Annotated in this window: 12 protein-coding genes; 1 reads left to right on the top strand and 11 read right to left on the bottom strand. The window is 60.2% G+C overall.

Features of this window, described 5'->3' with window-relative positions; translation table 11 throughout:
- Positions 1–83 precede the first annotated feature (83 nt).
- The 7 genes from JZX88_RS15840 to JZX88_RS15810 all read right to left on the bottom strand — a co-directional run bounded on the left by JZX88_RS15840 (position 84) and on the right by JZX88_RS15810 (position 7,230).
- Positions 84–1,013, bottom strand: a complete 930-nt coding sequence (locus JZX88_RS15840; protein ID WP_206914116.1) for a sugar phosphate isomerase/epimerase — start codon at positions 1,011–1,013, stop codon at positions 84–86.
- 56 nt (positions 1,014–1,069) lie between these two features.
- Entirely contained in the window at positions 1,070–2,011 is a 942-nt protein-coding gene (locus JZX88_RS15835; protein WP_206914115.1) for a sugar phosphate isomerase/epimerase, read from the bottom strand.
- A gap of 82 nt (positions 2,012–2,093) precedes the next feature.
- Positions 2,094–3,266 carry a Gfo/Idh/MocA family protein gene (locus JZX88_RS15830; protein WP_206914114.1) on the bottom strand — a complete coding sequence of 391 codons (1,173 nt, stop codon included), beginning with the start codon at positions 3,264–3,266 and terminating at the stop codon, positions 2,094–2,096.
- An 82-nt stretch (positions 3,267–3,348) separates the two neighbouring features.
- Positions 3,349–4,251, bottom strand: coding sequence for a sugar phosphate isomerase/epimerase family protein (locus JZX88_RS15825; RefSeq protein ID WP_206914113.1), 903 nt, complete (start codon positions 4,249–4,251; stop codon positions 3,349–3,351).
- A gap of 79 nt (positions 4,252–4,330) precedes the next feature.
- Positions 4,331–5,152, bottom strand: coding sequence for an ATP-binding cassette domain-containing protein (locus JZX88_RS15820; RefSeq protein ID WP_065117312.1), 822 nt, complete (start codon positions 5,150–5,152; stop codon positions 4,331–4,333).
- Positions 5,153–5,161: 9 nt separating this feature from the next.
- Positions 5,162–6,166 (bottom strand): ABC transporter permease, encoded by a 1,005-nt coding sequence (locus JZX88_RS15815; RefSeq protein ID WP_065117313.1) that lies wholly within the window; start codon positions 6,164–6,166, stop codon positions 5,162–5,164.
- A 98-nt stretch (positions 6,167–6,264) separates the two neighbouring features.
- The gene (locus JZX88_RS15810) at positions 6,265–7,230 is read right to left on the bottom strand and encodes a substrate-binding domain-containing protein (RefSeq protein ID WP_206914112.1); all 966 of its coding nucleotides are present in this window, start codon (positions 7,228–7,230) and stop codon (positions 6,265–6,267) included.
- A gap of 148 nt (positions 7,231–7,378) precedes the next feature.
- On the opposite strand from JZX88_RS15810, the gene JZX88_RS15805 reads away from it, so the two are divergent.
- Complete coding sequence (locus tag JZX88_RS15805) at positions 7,379–8,419, top strand: LacI family DNA-binding transcriptional regulator (protein ID WP_206914111.1); 1,041 nt, start codon at positions 7,379–7,381, stop codon at positions 8,417–8,419.
- A 10-nt stretch (positions 8,420–8,429) separates the two neighbouring features.
- Here the strand turns inward: JZX88_RS15805 and soxG are convergent, their stop codons facing one another.
- The 4 genes from soxG to JZX88_RS15785 all read right to left on the bottom strand — a co-directional run bounded on the left by soxG (position 8,430) and on the right by JZX88_RS15785 (position 13,534).
- Positions 8,430–8,978 (bottom strand): sarcosine oxidase subunit gamma family protein, encoded by a 549-nt coding sequence (gene soxG / locus JZX88_RS15800; RefSeq protein WP_206914110.1) that lies wholly within the window; start codon positions 8,976–8,978, stop codon positions 8,430–8,432.
- A complete protein-coding gene (locus tag JZX88_RS15795) occupies positions 8,971–11,934 on the bottom strand; it encodes a sarcosine oxidase subunit alpha (protein ID WP_206914109.1) in 2,964 nt (987 codons plus the stop codon). The genes soxG and JZX88_RS15795 overlap by 8 nt, the downstream gene beginning before the upstream one ends.
- Positions 11,931–12,206: a sarcosine oxidase subunit delta gene (locus JZX88_RS15790; RefSeq protein ID WP_065117318.1), complete on the bottom strand. Its 276-nt coding sequence runs from the start codon at positions 12,204–12,206 to the stop codon at positions 11,931–11,933. Before JZX88_RS15790 ends, JZX88_RS15795 begins: the two co-directional genes overlap by 4 nt.
- A gap of 77 nt (positions 12,207–12,283) precedes the next feature.
- Positions 12,284–13,534: a sarcosine oxidase subunit beta family protein gene (locus JZX88_RS15785; RefSeq protein ID WP_206914108.1), complete on the bottom strand. Its 1,251-nt coding sequence runs from the start codon at positions 13,532–13,534 to the stop codon at positions 12,284–12,286.
- Positions 13,535–13,612: the final 78 nt, after the last annotated feature.

Genomic DNA, 13,612 nt, shown 5'->3' with positions numbered 1-13,612 from the left:
AGTGAGTAAAAATCTTAGCATCTTGTGGGGATCGCGTTTTCCGGAAGAAAGAATGGGCGTAGAAGGCTGTTTAGGGTTTGATATTAGAACTCACACTCAGCAAGAAACGCCCTGCTGGCCGCTAGATCATCCAGAATGCCGCCGGCATTGCGCGGGTCGCGCTCCTGTTCGATGGTGATATAGCCGCCATAGCCGAGTTCCGTCAAAAGGCTGCGGATGGCTGGATAGTCGATTGAGCCGCGACCGATGGGGCACATGACGCCTTTGGCGCAGGCGTCGAAGAAGCGGATGCGTTCTGCCATCACCTCTTCGAAAACCGTTGCGTCGATATCCTTGAAATGAATATAGTCGACACGGTCCCAATATTTGCGAAGCGTGGTGACGGGGTCCATGCCGGAATAGGCCATATGGCCGGTATCGAGGCAGAGGCCCGCCAGATCGGCGGGAATGTTCTCACCGATCTGTTGCAACTCATCGGCAAATTCGATGTAGCCGCCAGCATGGGGGTGGATGGTGGCGCGCACACCATATTTGTCGCGGGCGAGCGTTGCGATGGCGCGGATGTTTGCGACCATGCCGCTCCATGCGTCGCCATCGAGGCGCGGTGCGCGGTCGGAATGGCCGGCGGCATAGTCTCGCTCATCATGGCCCCAGTCCATCACCGTCAGGTAGGGGGCGGAAAAGTGTTGGCCGGTATGGGTTTCTGGTTTCGGCAGACGGGTGATCAGCGCGCAGATATCGTCGGTCTGGCGTAGCAGGTTGTCGCGGTTGTCAGGTGAGACCAGATCGTCGAAGATCGTGCCGGCAACGATCTTCAGGTCGCGCTCGTCCAGCGCCTGTGAAACGCGTTTGAGATCAAGCGGCAGATAGCCGTAGGGGCCAAGTTCCAGACCACCGAAACCGGCAGCCTTCGCCTCATCCAGCACCTTTTCCCAATGGGGCAGATGGGGGTTTTTGACGTCATCGACGCCCCAGCAGCAGGGGGCGGTGGTGATGGTGATCGGGTTGGTCATGGCATCCTCGTAGTGCGATCGGTGCCGGGCCGCATTCTGCGGCCCGGGAGCTCGTCTCAGCGGCTGATGGTCGCTTGCAGGGCGTCGATGGAGGACTGGATGCCTGCCTCGGTGGACATGGTGAAATCCTCCATTTCCAGGCTCACCCAGCCATTGTAGCCGGCCATGCGCACCACGGAGAAAAACTCTTTCCACCATTGCAGGTCGCGGCCGGCGCCGACAGCCACATAGTTCCAGCTGCGGTTGGCGACGTCAGTCACGTCTTTCAGCTCCAGGAGGCCGTTCACATCCGCCAGCCCGCGTTCGATGCGGGTGTCCTTGCCATGGCAATGATGGATCGCGCTGCCAAGTGCGCGGGCAGAGGCGATGGGATCGGCACCCATCCACATCAGGTGCGAGGGATCGAGATTCATGCCCACCGCCGGGCCAACCTCGTTGCGCAGGCGGAACAGGGTTTCCGGGTTCCAGACGAGCATGGCCGAGAAATTCTCGAGCGCATATTTCTCGACGCCGGCTTCCTTGGCGAGCTTCACGAGCCCATGCCAGAGCGGGAAGGCGCGGTCTTCCCATTGATAACGGTCGCGCTCCGGCATCTCGTTCGGCCAGCTCTTGGTGTAGACGAGCCAGTTCGGCACCGTGTCGCCGGGCGCTGCCTCCGGCAGGCCGGACATTGTGACGATCTTCGTCACGCCAATTTCGCCTGCCAGTCGGACGGTGTCCTGCATTTCCTTCAGGTGGCGCCTGCCCATGTCGCCGGGATCGAGCGGATTGGCGGAGCAATTCAGCGCGGCGATTTCGAGGCCGCGGGCCTCGATTTCTTTCAGCCTGGACTTGAGCAGCCCCCTGTCCGCCAGAAGTTCGTCCGCGCGGAAATGTGGGCCGCTGGACCAGCCGCCGCCGGTCATCTCGATGCCCTCGACGCCGAGCGCGACGCATTTGTCGAGCATATCGGTGAAGGACAGGCTTGCCATGACATCAGTACAAATTGCGAGTTTCATCGTTTCATCTTTCGGAAGAGGCATGGGGACGCGCTTGAGGAAGAGGAGGATGGGAGAGTGGTCCGGCGCGCCCCCAAACTGGTTATGCGAAATCGACCCAGGCGGCGCCGGCATCGGCCGAGCGGACGCAGTTTTCCAGCCAGCGAACGCCTTCGGTGCCGGCCGTGATGCCGGGATAATGGTGGGTTTTCAGAAAAGCCCTGTCACCGCGATTTGCCGCGTCGATAGCCTGGGCGATCCAGAGATAGATGTTCGACCAGCTGTCACCGAGACCTTCGGTATGGAGCGCGCCCATGCGGTCGATGGCGAGGCTTTCCTGTTCCAGATAGGGCATGCCGTGATGCAGGATGCGGCCGGGTTCGCTCTGAACCTCGTAGATCAGCTGGTCGGGATGAGAATCTGACCATTCGAGCGAGGCTTTGGAGCCGACGAAGCGGTAACGCTGCGATCCCATATTACCGGCATTGACGGAGGAGACCCAGAGACGGCCGCGTGCGCCATTGTCGTAATGCATCAGAACGGTGGCGTGGTCCTCCAGCGGCGCGCGGGTGGGGATGAAAGCCTTGCGGTCGCAGAGCAGGCGTTTCACCTTCATATGCGGCAGCACGACTTCCGAGAGATAATATAGGTGCGTGCCGATATCGCCCAGCACGAAGGTCGGGCCGGCGGTGCGGGGATTGGTGCGCCATTTGACGGCCTCGCCCGCGTCCACATCGTCACCGGCGTTGAAGCCGTGGGTATATTGCAGGTCGACGATGCGGATGTCGCCCAGCATTCCCTTCTTGACCATGGCCGCCATCTGGTGGACGAGCGGGTGCCCGGTAAAACCATAGGTAACGCCGACGATCAGGCCCTTCTGTTCGGCCAGCCGCGCCACCTCGTCGCATTCCGCCACGGTGAAGAATAACGGTTTTTCGCAGATGACATGCAGCCCGGCCTCAAGGCAGGCTTTGGTGATTTCATAGTGGGTGAAATTGGGGGTGGCGATGGAGACGACGTCAACACCGTCTTCGCGTGCCGTTTCACCGGCAATCAGCGCCCTGTAATCCGCATAGCAGCGTTCCGCCGCAACGCCGAGATTGACGCCGAAGTCACGGCCTCTTTCGGCATCGAGGTCGAATGCGCCGGCGACGAGCTGGTAGTTGCCGTCGCGCAAGGCGCCGGTGCGGTGCTTGTAACCCACCTGTCCCGTGCGTCCGCCGCCCACCATGGCCCAGCGCAGCGGGCGTGAAATCAGTCTTTCTCCGTTGATCATGTCAGTCGTCTTTCCATTTGATGTTGCCAATGGCCGTGGCCGGAGGCTTGGTCCGCCTCAGCTTCAGCGCCGGTTTGCCGCGTTATTTCTTGAAATAGAGGTCGATATAGTCCTGCATCTTGCTGCGCATGAACCGGCTCGATTCATCGGCCCTGTCTTCCCAGGCGAAGACGCAGGAGGTCATGATTCCGTCGAAACCGATTTCGGAAAGTGTGCTGAAGAAGTCGTCCCACGGCACTTCGCCCTGGCCGATATTGAGATGCTGGTGCACCCGCGCCTGCGTGCCGGGCGGATTTAGAATGTAGCGCAGCCCGGAACTGGCCTTGTGGTTGAAGGTATCGCCCACATGCACATGGGCGAGCACATCCTTCGCCTCGCGCAGCATCGCCTTGGTGTCGTCACCGAAATAGAAGGTGTGCGGCGCGCAATAGAGGAATTTGACGTTCTTCGAATTGACGGTGCGGATGATGTCCAGCGCCGGCTGCAGCGTCTCACACCAGTCTTCCGGATGCGGCTCGACATTGAGGTTGATGCCTTCTCGTTCGAAGATCGGCACCAGTTCTTCCATCGAGCGCCACCAGGCATCCTCGCAGGCCTCGATCATCGAGCCGGTATGGCAGCAATAACATGAACCCTTGTCGGGATGCGGGCCGCGGCCGAATTCGGAGTTCATCGTGTCGACCTCCAGTTCGATGGCGATCTCGATGGCGCGTTTCCAGTGTTTCACCGCCGCCTGCCGTTCGGTCTCATCATTTGAGGCCCAGCGATACATCGGCAGCAGCGCAGCGATGCCGACATCGGCGTCTTTCAGCGCCTTCTTGAAGGACCTGATCCGCTCGGGAAAGACGCGCGGCGCCTTGAACCATTCGAGGAAATCGGCGCGGGGGCTGAGTTCGATCCAGTCGAAGCCAAGCTCCTTCACCTTGGCGGGCAGCTCATCGAGGCTGGTGAAACGGTGCATGTGGGGGTCGATGGCGATTTTCATCGGTCTTGATCCTTCTCTATGTCTTTGTTTTTACGCATTGTCCGGACGTAAAAGCGGAATCGTTTTTACTGGAAATGCTCTAACTGGATGGCGGCTGCGGCGGGTGGCCGTCATGGCTGGCCATGTAATTTTCCACCTCAGCCCCGAGATCGGCGAGCGCCTCACCGCCGGCCATCAGGTCGGTGATCTCCTCGCGGGATTTTTCGCCCTTGCGGAAATTGGCGGCGACCGCACCGCGGATGAGCACGGCGAAATGGTCGCCGACGGCGATGGCGTGGGTGACCTGATGGGTGATGAAGATCACCGCGATCCCCCGCTTGCGGGCTTCAAGGACGATGCGCAGGACATGGGACGCCTGTTTCACGCCCAGCGCCGCCGTCGGCTCATCGAGGATCAGAACGCGTGCGCCAAAATGCACCGCGCGGGCTATGGCGAGCGATTGCCGCTCGCCACCGGAGAGCCCGCCGATCAGGCGGTCACCATCATCGATGCGGGTGATGCCGAATTCCTGCACCGCCTTGACGGCGATTTCATTGGCCTTCTTGCGGTCGTAGATGCGGAAGGGCCAAAAGCCTTTCGTGGGTTCTGCACCAATGAAGAAGGAGCGGCCAATGCTCATCAACGGAAAGGTTCCGCCAAACTGGTGCACGGTGGAAATGCCCATGCGCTGCGCATCGCGCGGCCCGTCGAAATCGACCGGCTTGCCATCCATCAGCAACTCACCGGAACTGGGCTGATAAACCCCGGCCAGTGTCTTGATCAGTGTGGATTTTCCAGCGCCATTGTCGCCCAGCAGGCAGAGCACCTCGCCGGCGCGCACCTTTAGCGAGATATCGTGCAGAACATCGATCGGGCCGAAGGATTTGTTGACGTTTCTGAGTTCGAGAATGGGTGTGGTCATCGTCCAGCCTCACTTCTTCTTCGGCGAATAGGTGAGCGCCATGACGCGGAAGGTGTTGTTCATCAGCACCGCCAAGAGCAGCATGACGCCGATGATGAGGCTCGACCAGTTGCGGTCAAACGAAGTGAAATAGATGCCCTGGTTGACGATGGCGAAGGTGATGGTGCCGAGAAAAATGCCGATCACCGAACCGAAACCGCCCGTTAGCAGCACCCCGCCCACGACGACTGCGATGATGGAGTTGAAGATGAAGGTCATGCCGGCTGAAACCTGGGCGACATTGAAGAGGATTGCCTGACAGACCCCGACGAAGGAGGCGCTGACGGAGGAAAGGACGAACAGCGTGACCGTCAGCTTGTCTGTGGGAATGCCGGCATTGCGGGCACTCACGCGGTCGCCGCCCATGGCGAAGATCCAGTTTCCGAAGGGCGAATAATGGACGTAGAAGATATAGATCGCCGTCAGCAGCAGCCACCAGACGATGCTGACCTGAAAACTGCCGCCGATGAACTGCCCGAACAGGAATTTTGCGATCGGGCCGGATTGCGCCGGGCTCAGCGCCACGCTGGTCGTGCCGGTCAGCAGCACGGAAAAACCGAGGATCAGTCCCTGCACCGCAAACAGCGTGCCGAGCGTGACGATCAGTGACGGCACCACGGTCCGTATCACCAGAAAGCCGTTGATCAGCCCGACGAGCACCCCAAGGCCAAGCGCACCGATGATGCCGAGCCAGATCGGCATGCCGTAATAACCGGTGATGATGGCGACCGTCAGCGCGCCGGCCGGGATCATCGCGCCGATGGAAATGTCCAGCTCGCCGGAAATCATGAGAAGGCCGACGGGAATGGCGACGATGCCGAGATTGGCGGCGACATTCAGCCAGCTTGCGGCACCCGCCGGTTTCAGGAATTCGATGCTGCCGAATACAACGAAGAAGACAAGAACGAAAACAAGGCCGAGAAAGGCGCCTGATTCCGGGCGGCGCAAAAGGTCGCCCAAAGAGAGATTTTTCACGTCGTTACTCCACGATAGATTCCGGGTTTTGCGGCGATGTCCTGTCCGCTGTGTCCCGAGCCCGGCTATCGGGATCGGGACAGCGCATGGATCATTGCTCAGCGTGCACCCTTGGCGACGCCGGCAAGCGTGGCCTCGATGTTGGATTTGTCGACGATGTTGGGGCCGGTCAGCACCGGTGCGGTCGGCAGATCGGTTCCGAAATCGATGGCCGAGGCCAGAAGTGTTACCGCCAGCAGTGACTGCAGATAGGGCTGCTGGTCGATTGCAAAACCCTGTGTCCCGTCCTTGATGCGGTCGAGGCCGGACTGGTTGAGGTCGAAGGTGCCGAGCAGCGCCGTTTCGGTTTTGCCGGCCTGCATGACGCCGATGGCGGCCGAATCCGCATCACCGGCGGAAATGGTGAGAACGCCGTCGATCTTGCCGTCCTGAAGCAGCGTCGCCTTGATTGCTTCGGCCACGGCGGTGGCGTCGCCAAAGCTGGTGGCGGGCAGCGGCAGCTGCTTGCCGGTGCCGCCGGCCCTGGTGATGCCGTCCAGGACACCCTTGCATCGAGCTTCGAGATTGGCGGCGCCCGGAACGGTGTTGACACAGATGACGTTGTTTTTGCCCTGCTTGGCGAAATATTCGCCGCCGGCCACACCCGCCAGATATTCGTCGGAGCCGACATAGTTGATCGCGCCGAGTTCCTTGGCCTTTTCGTGCCCACCGGCATTCATGAGAATGACCTTGATGCCGGCATTGATGGCTTCGCGGATCGCCGGGTCCTCGCCTTCGGGCACCCAGTTCGGGATCACGAGACCATCGACCTTCTGGCTGATGGCGGTCTGGATCAGCTGCACCACATCGGGCGCAAAATTGTCGTAGGTTTGCAGGCGCAGATAATTGACCTTGCCGCCATTTGCCTCAACCACGAGGCGTGCGTCATCCAGACCTTTTTTGATGAGGTTCCAGAACGCATCGTCGTTCTTGCCGCCGACAACGGCAATATTGGCCGCAAACGCGCCGGATGCCATCACCAGCGATGCAGCACCCGCGATGAGAAATTTCTTGAAATATGCCATTGTTTCCTCCCTGCCCATTCTCCCGATGGGCCAAAATGACAGGATGATTTATATCTTTCATTTTCTTGAGAATGGAATTTATATTTCATTTAATGTTGCATTTCGTATCATTCCATGTCATTCATGAATGATACGATTGTGAGGTGTCATGAACCGCCCGACCATTACCGATCTCGCCAAGGCAGCCGGTGTCAGCATCTCCACGGTCAACCGGTTGCTGCACGGTTCGACCGCTGTGCGTCAGGATACGATCGACCAGATTCTCAAGGCTGCGGAAGAGATCGGTTTTTATGGTCTCGGCACCATCAAGGACCGGCGTCGTGAGGCCATGCCCCATTACAGGCTCGGGTTCCTGCTGCAGCAATCCCATCGTCCGCTCTACCGGTTGTGGGCGGAGGGGATCGTTACCGCCGCACGCCAGAGGCCGGACAGCGTCATCGAGCCGGATGTCGTGTTTGAGGACGACCTCTCACCGGAGGCCGTTTCCGCCAATCTCCTGAAAATGGGGCAATCCTGCGGCGCAATCGCGGTGGTGACGGCCGATCATCCGCTCGTCAGCCAGGCGATCGACGAGCTGCGGGGCAGGGGCGTTCCCGTGGTAACCTACGTATCCGATCTGTCGGCGGCGAGCCGCGCGGGGTTTGTTGGAACCGACAGCTGGAAACGCGGTCGGACTGCGGCATGGTTCCTCAGCCAGACGGTAAAGGGCGAGGGGGTGGTCGTGCCGCTGATCGGCAGCAACCGCTATCAGTGTCAGGATGTTTCGGATGCCAGCTTCCGCTCCTATATCCGCGAGAACACGCCTGAATTGCAGGTGGCGGAAACGCTGCTGACCTTCGAAGAGCCTGAAAATGCCTATGTCATCATCCGCGACATGATCGCTTCCGAACCCGGCCTCAAGGGGATTTATGTCAATGGTGGTGGTATATCCGGCGTTTTGCGGGCACTTCGGGAGCTGCCCATGGAAAAGCAGCGCGGCATAAAGATCGTCTGCAACGATATCGGCCCGGAAACGCGCAAGGGTCTGAATGAGGGGCTGATTACCGCCTCGCTGCCGCTTCCCCTCGACAGGATGCCGCAGCAATTGATCGACGTGATGTTACGGCGCGTCGAGAATGGCGACACATCATCCGTCGAACAGCGGATCGTTCCCTTTGAAATCCTGACGCCCGAAAGCATCTGGACCTAGGCCGATAGGATCACTGGAATTCAAGGCTCATCCGGGCAATATCGTCCCACAGGCTTTCGGCGAAACCGCGTAAAACAATGACTTCGAACACCTGCCCGTCGAGCCGGGTGAGATGCGCGGCGATATGGCCGATCAGCGTCGTCGCGGAGCGTCCCACCGGAAAAGCGGCGATGGAAAGATCGACCGCCGTTCCTTTTGCCAGCACCCGCTCGGCCATTCTGCCTTCGATGCGGATGCGTACACGTCCCTGGCTCTGGTCCACACCTGTTGCCTGTGGCTCAAGCGCCGCAAGAAACGCCTTCATCTCCGCGTGGGACAGCGGCTCTTCGCCGACGATGAACCATTGGCCGGGAGAGACCGCCCGCACATCGCCTTTTGCGAGGCTGCGCAGACGGACCTCCATATCCGCTGCGCCGGGCGCGGCCAGCACATGGATGATCGCGCCTTCCGGCAGGGGGGAGAGCTTGATGGCGGTGGAAGCGATCGCTGCCTTTTTGCCCAGCACCGGGCGGAGCGTCGGCCGGAAACCAGATTTGAAATCGGGCTTGAAATCAGACATGGAGCTTCTCGTTCTCAGGGTCGAAGAAAACCGGATGGCACAGGCGGGCGGCAGTGAATTCATTGCGCAGACCGTTCCAGACCACGACTTCCTCGCCATGCCGCGCGGGGCCATTCTTGACGAGGGCGAGGCCGATGGTGGAACCGAGATGGGGTGAAAACGCGCTTGAGGTCACATAACCCTGATCGTTTTCCAGCGTTGCCGCCGCATCCCTTTCGAGAATATGCGAACCGGTGCGGAAGGGCTGGTTTTTATCCAGCGGCACGACGCCGACGAGGCTCGGACGGTCGGCAGCGGAAAGCCCCTCGCGCTCCAGCATTCGCCGGCCGATGAAATCGGCCTTGGTGGCGGAGACCATTTTGCCGAAGCCGAGATCGGCGGGCACCACCGTGCCGTTTATTTCATTATGGGTGACATGGCCCTTTTCGATGCGCAGCACGCCAAGCGCCTCGACACCATAGGGCATGATGCTCTCCGGCTTTCCTGCTTCCATCAGCGCATCGGCAACGCTTTCACCGTAACCGGCCGGAACGGCAAGCTCGTAGGCCAGTTCGCCGGAGAAGGAAATCCTGAACAGGCGTCCGTGCAGTTCCCCGCCAAACAGCGAGACGTCTTTGGCCGCAAGAAACGGGAAAGCCTCGTCGGAAATATCCTCATCGACGATTCTTTGCAGAATTGTGCGCGCCTTTGGTCCGGCAATCGCCATCTGCGCCCATTGATCGGTGACGGAGGCAAGCCGCACGTCCAGATCCGGCCAGAGTGCCTGGGCGCAGAATTCCAGATGGTTCATGACACCCGCCGCATAGGCCGTGGTGGTGGTCATGAAGAAACGGTTCTCCTCCAGCCGGCTGGTGGTGCCGTCATCATAGATCATGCCATCTTCACGCAGCATCAGGCCATATCGCGCCTTGCCGACCGGCAGCTTGAGAAAGGCATTGCAATAGACCCGGTTGAGGAATTCGGCGGCGTCCTTGCCGCAAATCTCGATCTTGCCGAGCATCGATACATCGCAGAGGCCGGCATTCTTGCGAACGTTCAGAACCTCGCGATCGACACTTTCCCGCCAGCTGTCTTCACCTTTGCGGGGAAACCAGGAGGAGCGATACCATAGACCGGTTTCAACGAAGATCGCTCCATTTTTCTCGGCCCAGCCATGCAGCGGCGATTTGCGCACAGGCTGGAAATGCTGGCCATGATAAGCGCCGGTGAGCGCGCCAAAGGAGACGGGCGTATAAAAAGGCCGGAAGGTGGTGGTGCCGACTTCTGCCGGGGAAACGCCGCGCGCCTCGGAAAGCAGCCCGATGGCGTTGACGTTGGAAAGCTTGCCCTGATCGGTCGCCATGCCGTTCGTCGTATAACGCTTGGCCAGTTCCACATGGCCGTAACCTTCGCTGACGGCGAGACCGAGATCCTTGCGATGAACATCATTCTGGTAATCGACAAAGGCTTTGGCCCTGATGCCGGGGATCGACCAGAGCGGCTTTGCGGGCGGGGCGACGATATCGTTTTCCACGACGCCAAATGTTGGTGTGGTTGCTGCAAAACCGAGATCCTGCGCAAGCGCCGCACCCTTTCGCGCGCCGTCTTCAAGGCAGGCGGCGATGCCATTGATCGCGGATACCGCACCGGCAATTTCGAGCCCCTTGAGATTGGTGGGGGCAAGGAAGGCAGCATTGTCTTCCGACCAGACCGGTTTTCCGCCGCGATGGCAGGCGAGATGGATGATGGGGCTGAAACCGCCCGACATGGCGAGCGCATCGATATTCATGCTTTCCGTGCGGCCATTGGCATAAATTTCTATGGCGGAAAGTGCCTTGCCGCCCTTTGCATTCGAGACGACGCCACCCTTGATGACACGCGCCTTGCCTTCGTAGCCCGGATTACCCTGCTCGCGGCTGTCGATGATGGCGGCAAGAGTGACGCCCTGTGCTTCCAGGTCGCGGGCAAGGGCATAACCACTGTCATTGGTGGTGAAAATCGCCGTCGCCGTGCCGGGACTGATGGCATAACGGTTGAGATAGCTGCGCATGGCGCCGGCCATCATCACGCCGGGAATATCATTGCCACCGAAAACCAGTGGCCGCTCTTCCGCACCCGTGGCGAGCAGCGCTTGCTTGGCGACGATGCGCCACAGGCGCTCCACCGGCACGTGGGCTTCCGGGTTGGCCACATGTTTTTGCACACGCTCCAGCGCGCCAAAGACATTGCCATCGTACCAGCCGAAGGCCGTGGTCCGCGTCAGCATCGTCACATTCGGCAGGGTTTCGAGTTCGGCGACGCAGTGCGCCGCGAAATCCGCGGCGCTCTTGTCGCCGATGGTCGCGGTTTCGGAAAGGAGTCCGCCGCCCGCCACGGAATGTTCATCGACAACAATGACGCGCGCGCCGGCGCGCCCAGCGGCAAGGGCTGCGGCAAGCCCTGCCGCGCCGGAGCCAATCACCAGCAGGTCGCAATGCGCCCAGCATTTGTCATAGGCGTCCGGGTCTGCCGCGTAGCTCGCCTTGCCGAGGCCGGCCGCCTTGCGGATGAAGGGCTCGTAGATTTTTTCCCAGAAGGCGGCAGGCCACATGAAGGTCTTGTAATAGAAACCCGCACCGAGGAAGGGCGAAAGAAGGCCGGTCAATGCGCCGATATCGAAACCGAGAGAGGGCCAGCGGTTCTGGCTTTTTGCTTCAAGCCCGGCATAAAGCTCCTGCATGGTGGCGCGCGTGTTCGGCTCCGTGCGCCCGCCGCTGCCGATCGTCATCAGGGCGTTCGGCTCGGCGGCACCCGCCGTCAATAGGCCGCGCGGGCGGTGATATTTGAAACTGCGTCCGACGAGCTGCTGGCCATTGGCGAGCAGGGCGGAGGCGAGACTGTCGCCTGCAAAACCCTGCATCACCTTGCCATCGAAGGTGAAGGAAAGCGGCTGGGTGCGGTCAATCAGACCGCCGGTCTTCAGGCGGCTGGATGTCATGCGCTTGTCACTTCCTTCTCTCCGGCGGCATCCCGGCAAGCGGATATCTCATGGGTGACCGTATCGCGGGCGACGATCAGCCAGCGTCGGCAGCCGGAGGTGTGGTGCCAATATTCCTCATAGGCGCCGCGCGGATTGTCACGCAGATAGACATAATCGAACCATTCCTCAGCACCGGCATCCGCCGCCGGTCGCTGAAGGGCAGCGCCCTTGATGGTGAATTCTTGCCTGGGTCTTGGCCCGCAATGCGGGCAGGGCACGAGACTTGCCATTTCAGATGTCCTTGATCCGCCAGATAGCGGGATGCCGAAAAGTGTGAGCGGTTTTCGCCTGAAATCCCGCGACAGATTTAGTGAAGGTTGGGCTGTGCGCCCTGACCCTTTTCATCAATGAGATAACCGCGCCGGAAGCGGTCCAGCCGGAAGGCTGTTGCCGTTTCCTGCGGTGTGCTGCGCGCCAGAAGATGGGCGAAGCAGAAACCGGAAGCGGGCGTCGCCTTGAAGCCGCCGTAACACCAGCCGGCATTGAGATAGAGATTGTCGATCGGGGTTTGGTCGATGATTGGTGAACCATCCATCGACATATCCATGATGCCGCCCCAGGAGCGCAGGACCCGGACGCGGGAGAGCGCCGGTATCATCGCCTTGCCGGCTTCCGCCACATGTTCGACCGTCGCCAGATTGCCGCGCTGGGCATAGGAGTTGTAACCGTCTATGTCGCCGCCGAAGACGAGGCCGCCCTTGTCCGATTGCGAGACGTAAAAATGGCCCGCCCCGAAGGTGACGACGCCATCGATGAAGGGCTTCAGCCCTTCCGACACAAAAGCCTGCAGCACATGGCTTTCGATCGGCAGTTTCAACCCGGCCATGGCGGCCACCTGCGATGAATTGCCCGCTGCCGCCAGCGCCAGCTTGCCGCAGCCGATGAAGCCGCGGCTTGTCTCCACACCCACGACCATGCCATTTTCGCGGCGAATACCCGTCACCTCGCAGCCCTGAATGATATCGACGCCCCGGCTATCTGCACCGCGCGCATAACCCCAGGCAACGGCATCATGCCGCACCGTGCCGCCGCGCTTTTGCAGCAGGCCGCCCTGAACCGGAAAGCGGGCATTGTCGAAATCGAGAAACGGCAGCATCGCCTTGACCGAGGCGCGATCCAGCAATTCGGCATCGACGCCGTGCAGCCGCATGGCATTGCCGCGCCTTGTATAGGCATCGCGCTGCGCATCCGAATGGAAAAGGTTCAGCACGCCGCGCTGAGAAACCATGGCGTTGAAATTGAAATCCTGCTCCAGCCCTTCCCACAGCTTCATCGAAAGCTCGTAGAATGGGTTGTTGCCCGGCAGCAGGTAATTGGAGCGGATGATGGTGGTGTTGCGGCCAACATTGCCGGAGCCGATATAGTTTTTCTCCAGCACCGCGACATTGGTGATGCCGAAGTCCTTGGCAAGGTAATAGGCCGTCGCCAGCCCATGCCCGCCGCCGCCAACGATGATGACGTCATAATGCGGTTTCGGTGACACATCCCGCCATGCGGGCTTCCATGATTTGTTGCCAAGAAGGCCGTTCATGAAAATGGAAAAGGCGGAATAGCGCATCTGGCGTACCTCGAACGATATCACACAAGCTTACCGACACGGCTCGAAAGACGATTGCACAAAAGGGACATTATGAAT

The organism is Agrobacterium sp. OT33, from assembly GCF_017313365.1.
Classification (GTDB): Bacteria; Pseudomonadota; Alphaproteobacteria; order Rhizobiales; family Rhizobiaceae; genus Agrobacterium; species Agrobacterium rhizogenes_A.
Note: the sequence above shows the minus strand (reverse complement) of the source record. Positions and strands in the feature narration are given on the sequence as shown.

Excerpts from the sequence above, each read along its gene's own strand:
- JZX88_RS15840 (WP_206914116.1), bottom strand. The coding sequence starts at position 1,013 with ATGACCAACCCGATCACCATCACCACCGCCCCCTGCTGCTGGGGCGTC.
- JZX88_RS15835 (WP_206914115.1), bottom strand. The coding sequence starts at position 2,011 with ATGAAACTCGCAATTTGTACTGATGTCATGGCAAGCCTGTCCTTCACC.
- JZX88_RS15830 (WP_206914114.1), bottom strand. The coding sequence starts at position 3,266 with ATGATCAACGGAGAAAGACTGATTTCACGCCCGCTGCGCTGGGCCATG.
- JZX88_RS15825 (WP_206914113.1), bottom strand. The coding sequence starts at position 4,251 with ATGAAAATCGCCATCGACCCCCACATGCACCGTTTCACCAGCCTCGAT.
- JZX88_RS15820 (WP_065117312.1), bottom strand. The coding sequence starts at position 5,152 with ATGACCACACCCATTCTCGAACTCAGAAACGTCAACAAATCCTTCGGC.
- JZX88_RS15810 (WP_206914112.1), bottom strand. The coding sequence starts at position 7,230 with ATGGCATATTTCAAGAAATTTCTCATCGCGGGTGCTGCATCGCTGGTG.
- JZX88_RS15805 (WP_206914111.1), top strand. The coding sequence starts at position 7,379 with ATGAACCGCCCGACCATTACCGATCTCGCCAAGGCAGCCGGTGTCAGC.
- soxG (WP_206914110.1), bottom strand. The coding sequence starts at position 8,978 with ATGTCTGATTTCAAGCCCGATTTCAAATCTGGTTTCCGGCCGACGCTC.
- JZX88_RS15795 (WP_206914109.1), bottom strand. The coding sequence starts at position 11,934 with ATGACATCCAGCCGCCTGAAGACCGGCGGTCTGATTGACCGCACCCAG.
- JZX88_RS15790 (WP_065117318.1), bottom strand. The coding sequence starts at position 12,206 with ATGGCAAGTCTCGTGCCCTGCCCGCATTGCGGGCCAAGACCCAGGCAA.
- JZX88_RS15785 (WP_206914108.1), bottom strand. The coding sequence starts at position 13,534 with ATGCGCTATTCCGCCTTTTCCATTTTCATGAACGGCCTTCTTGGCAAC.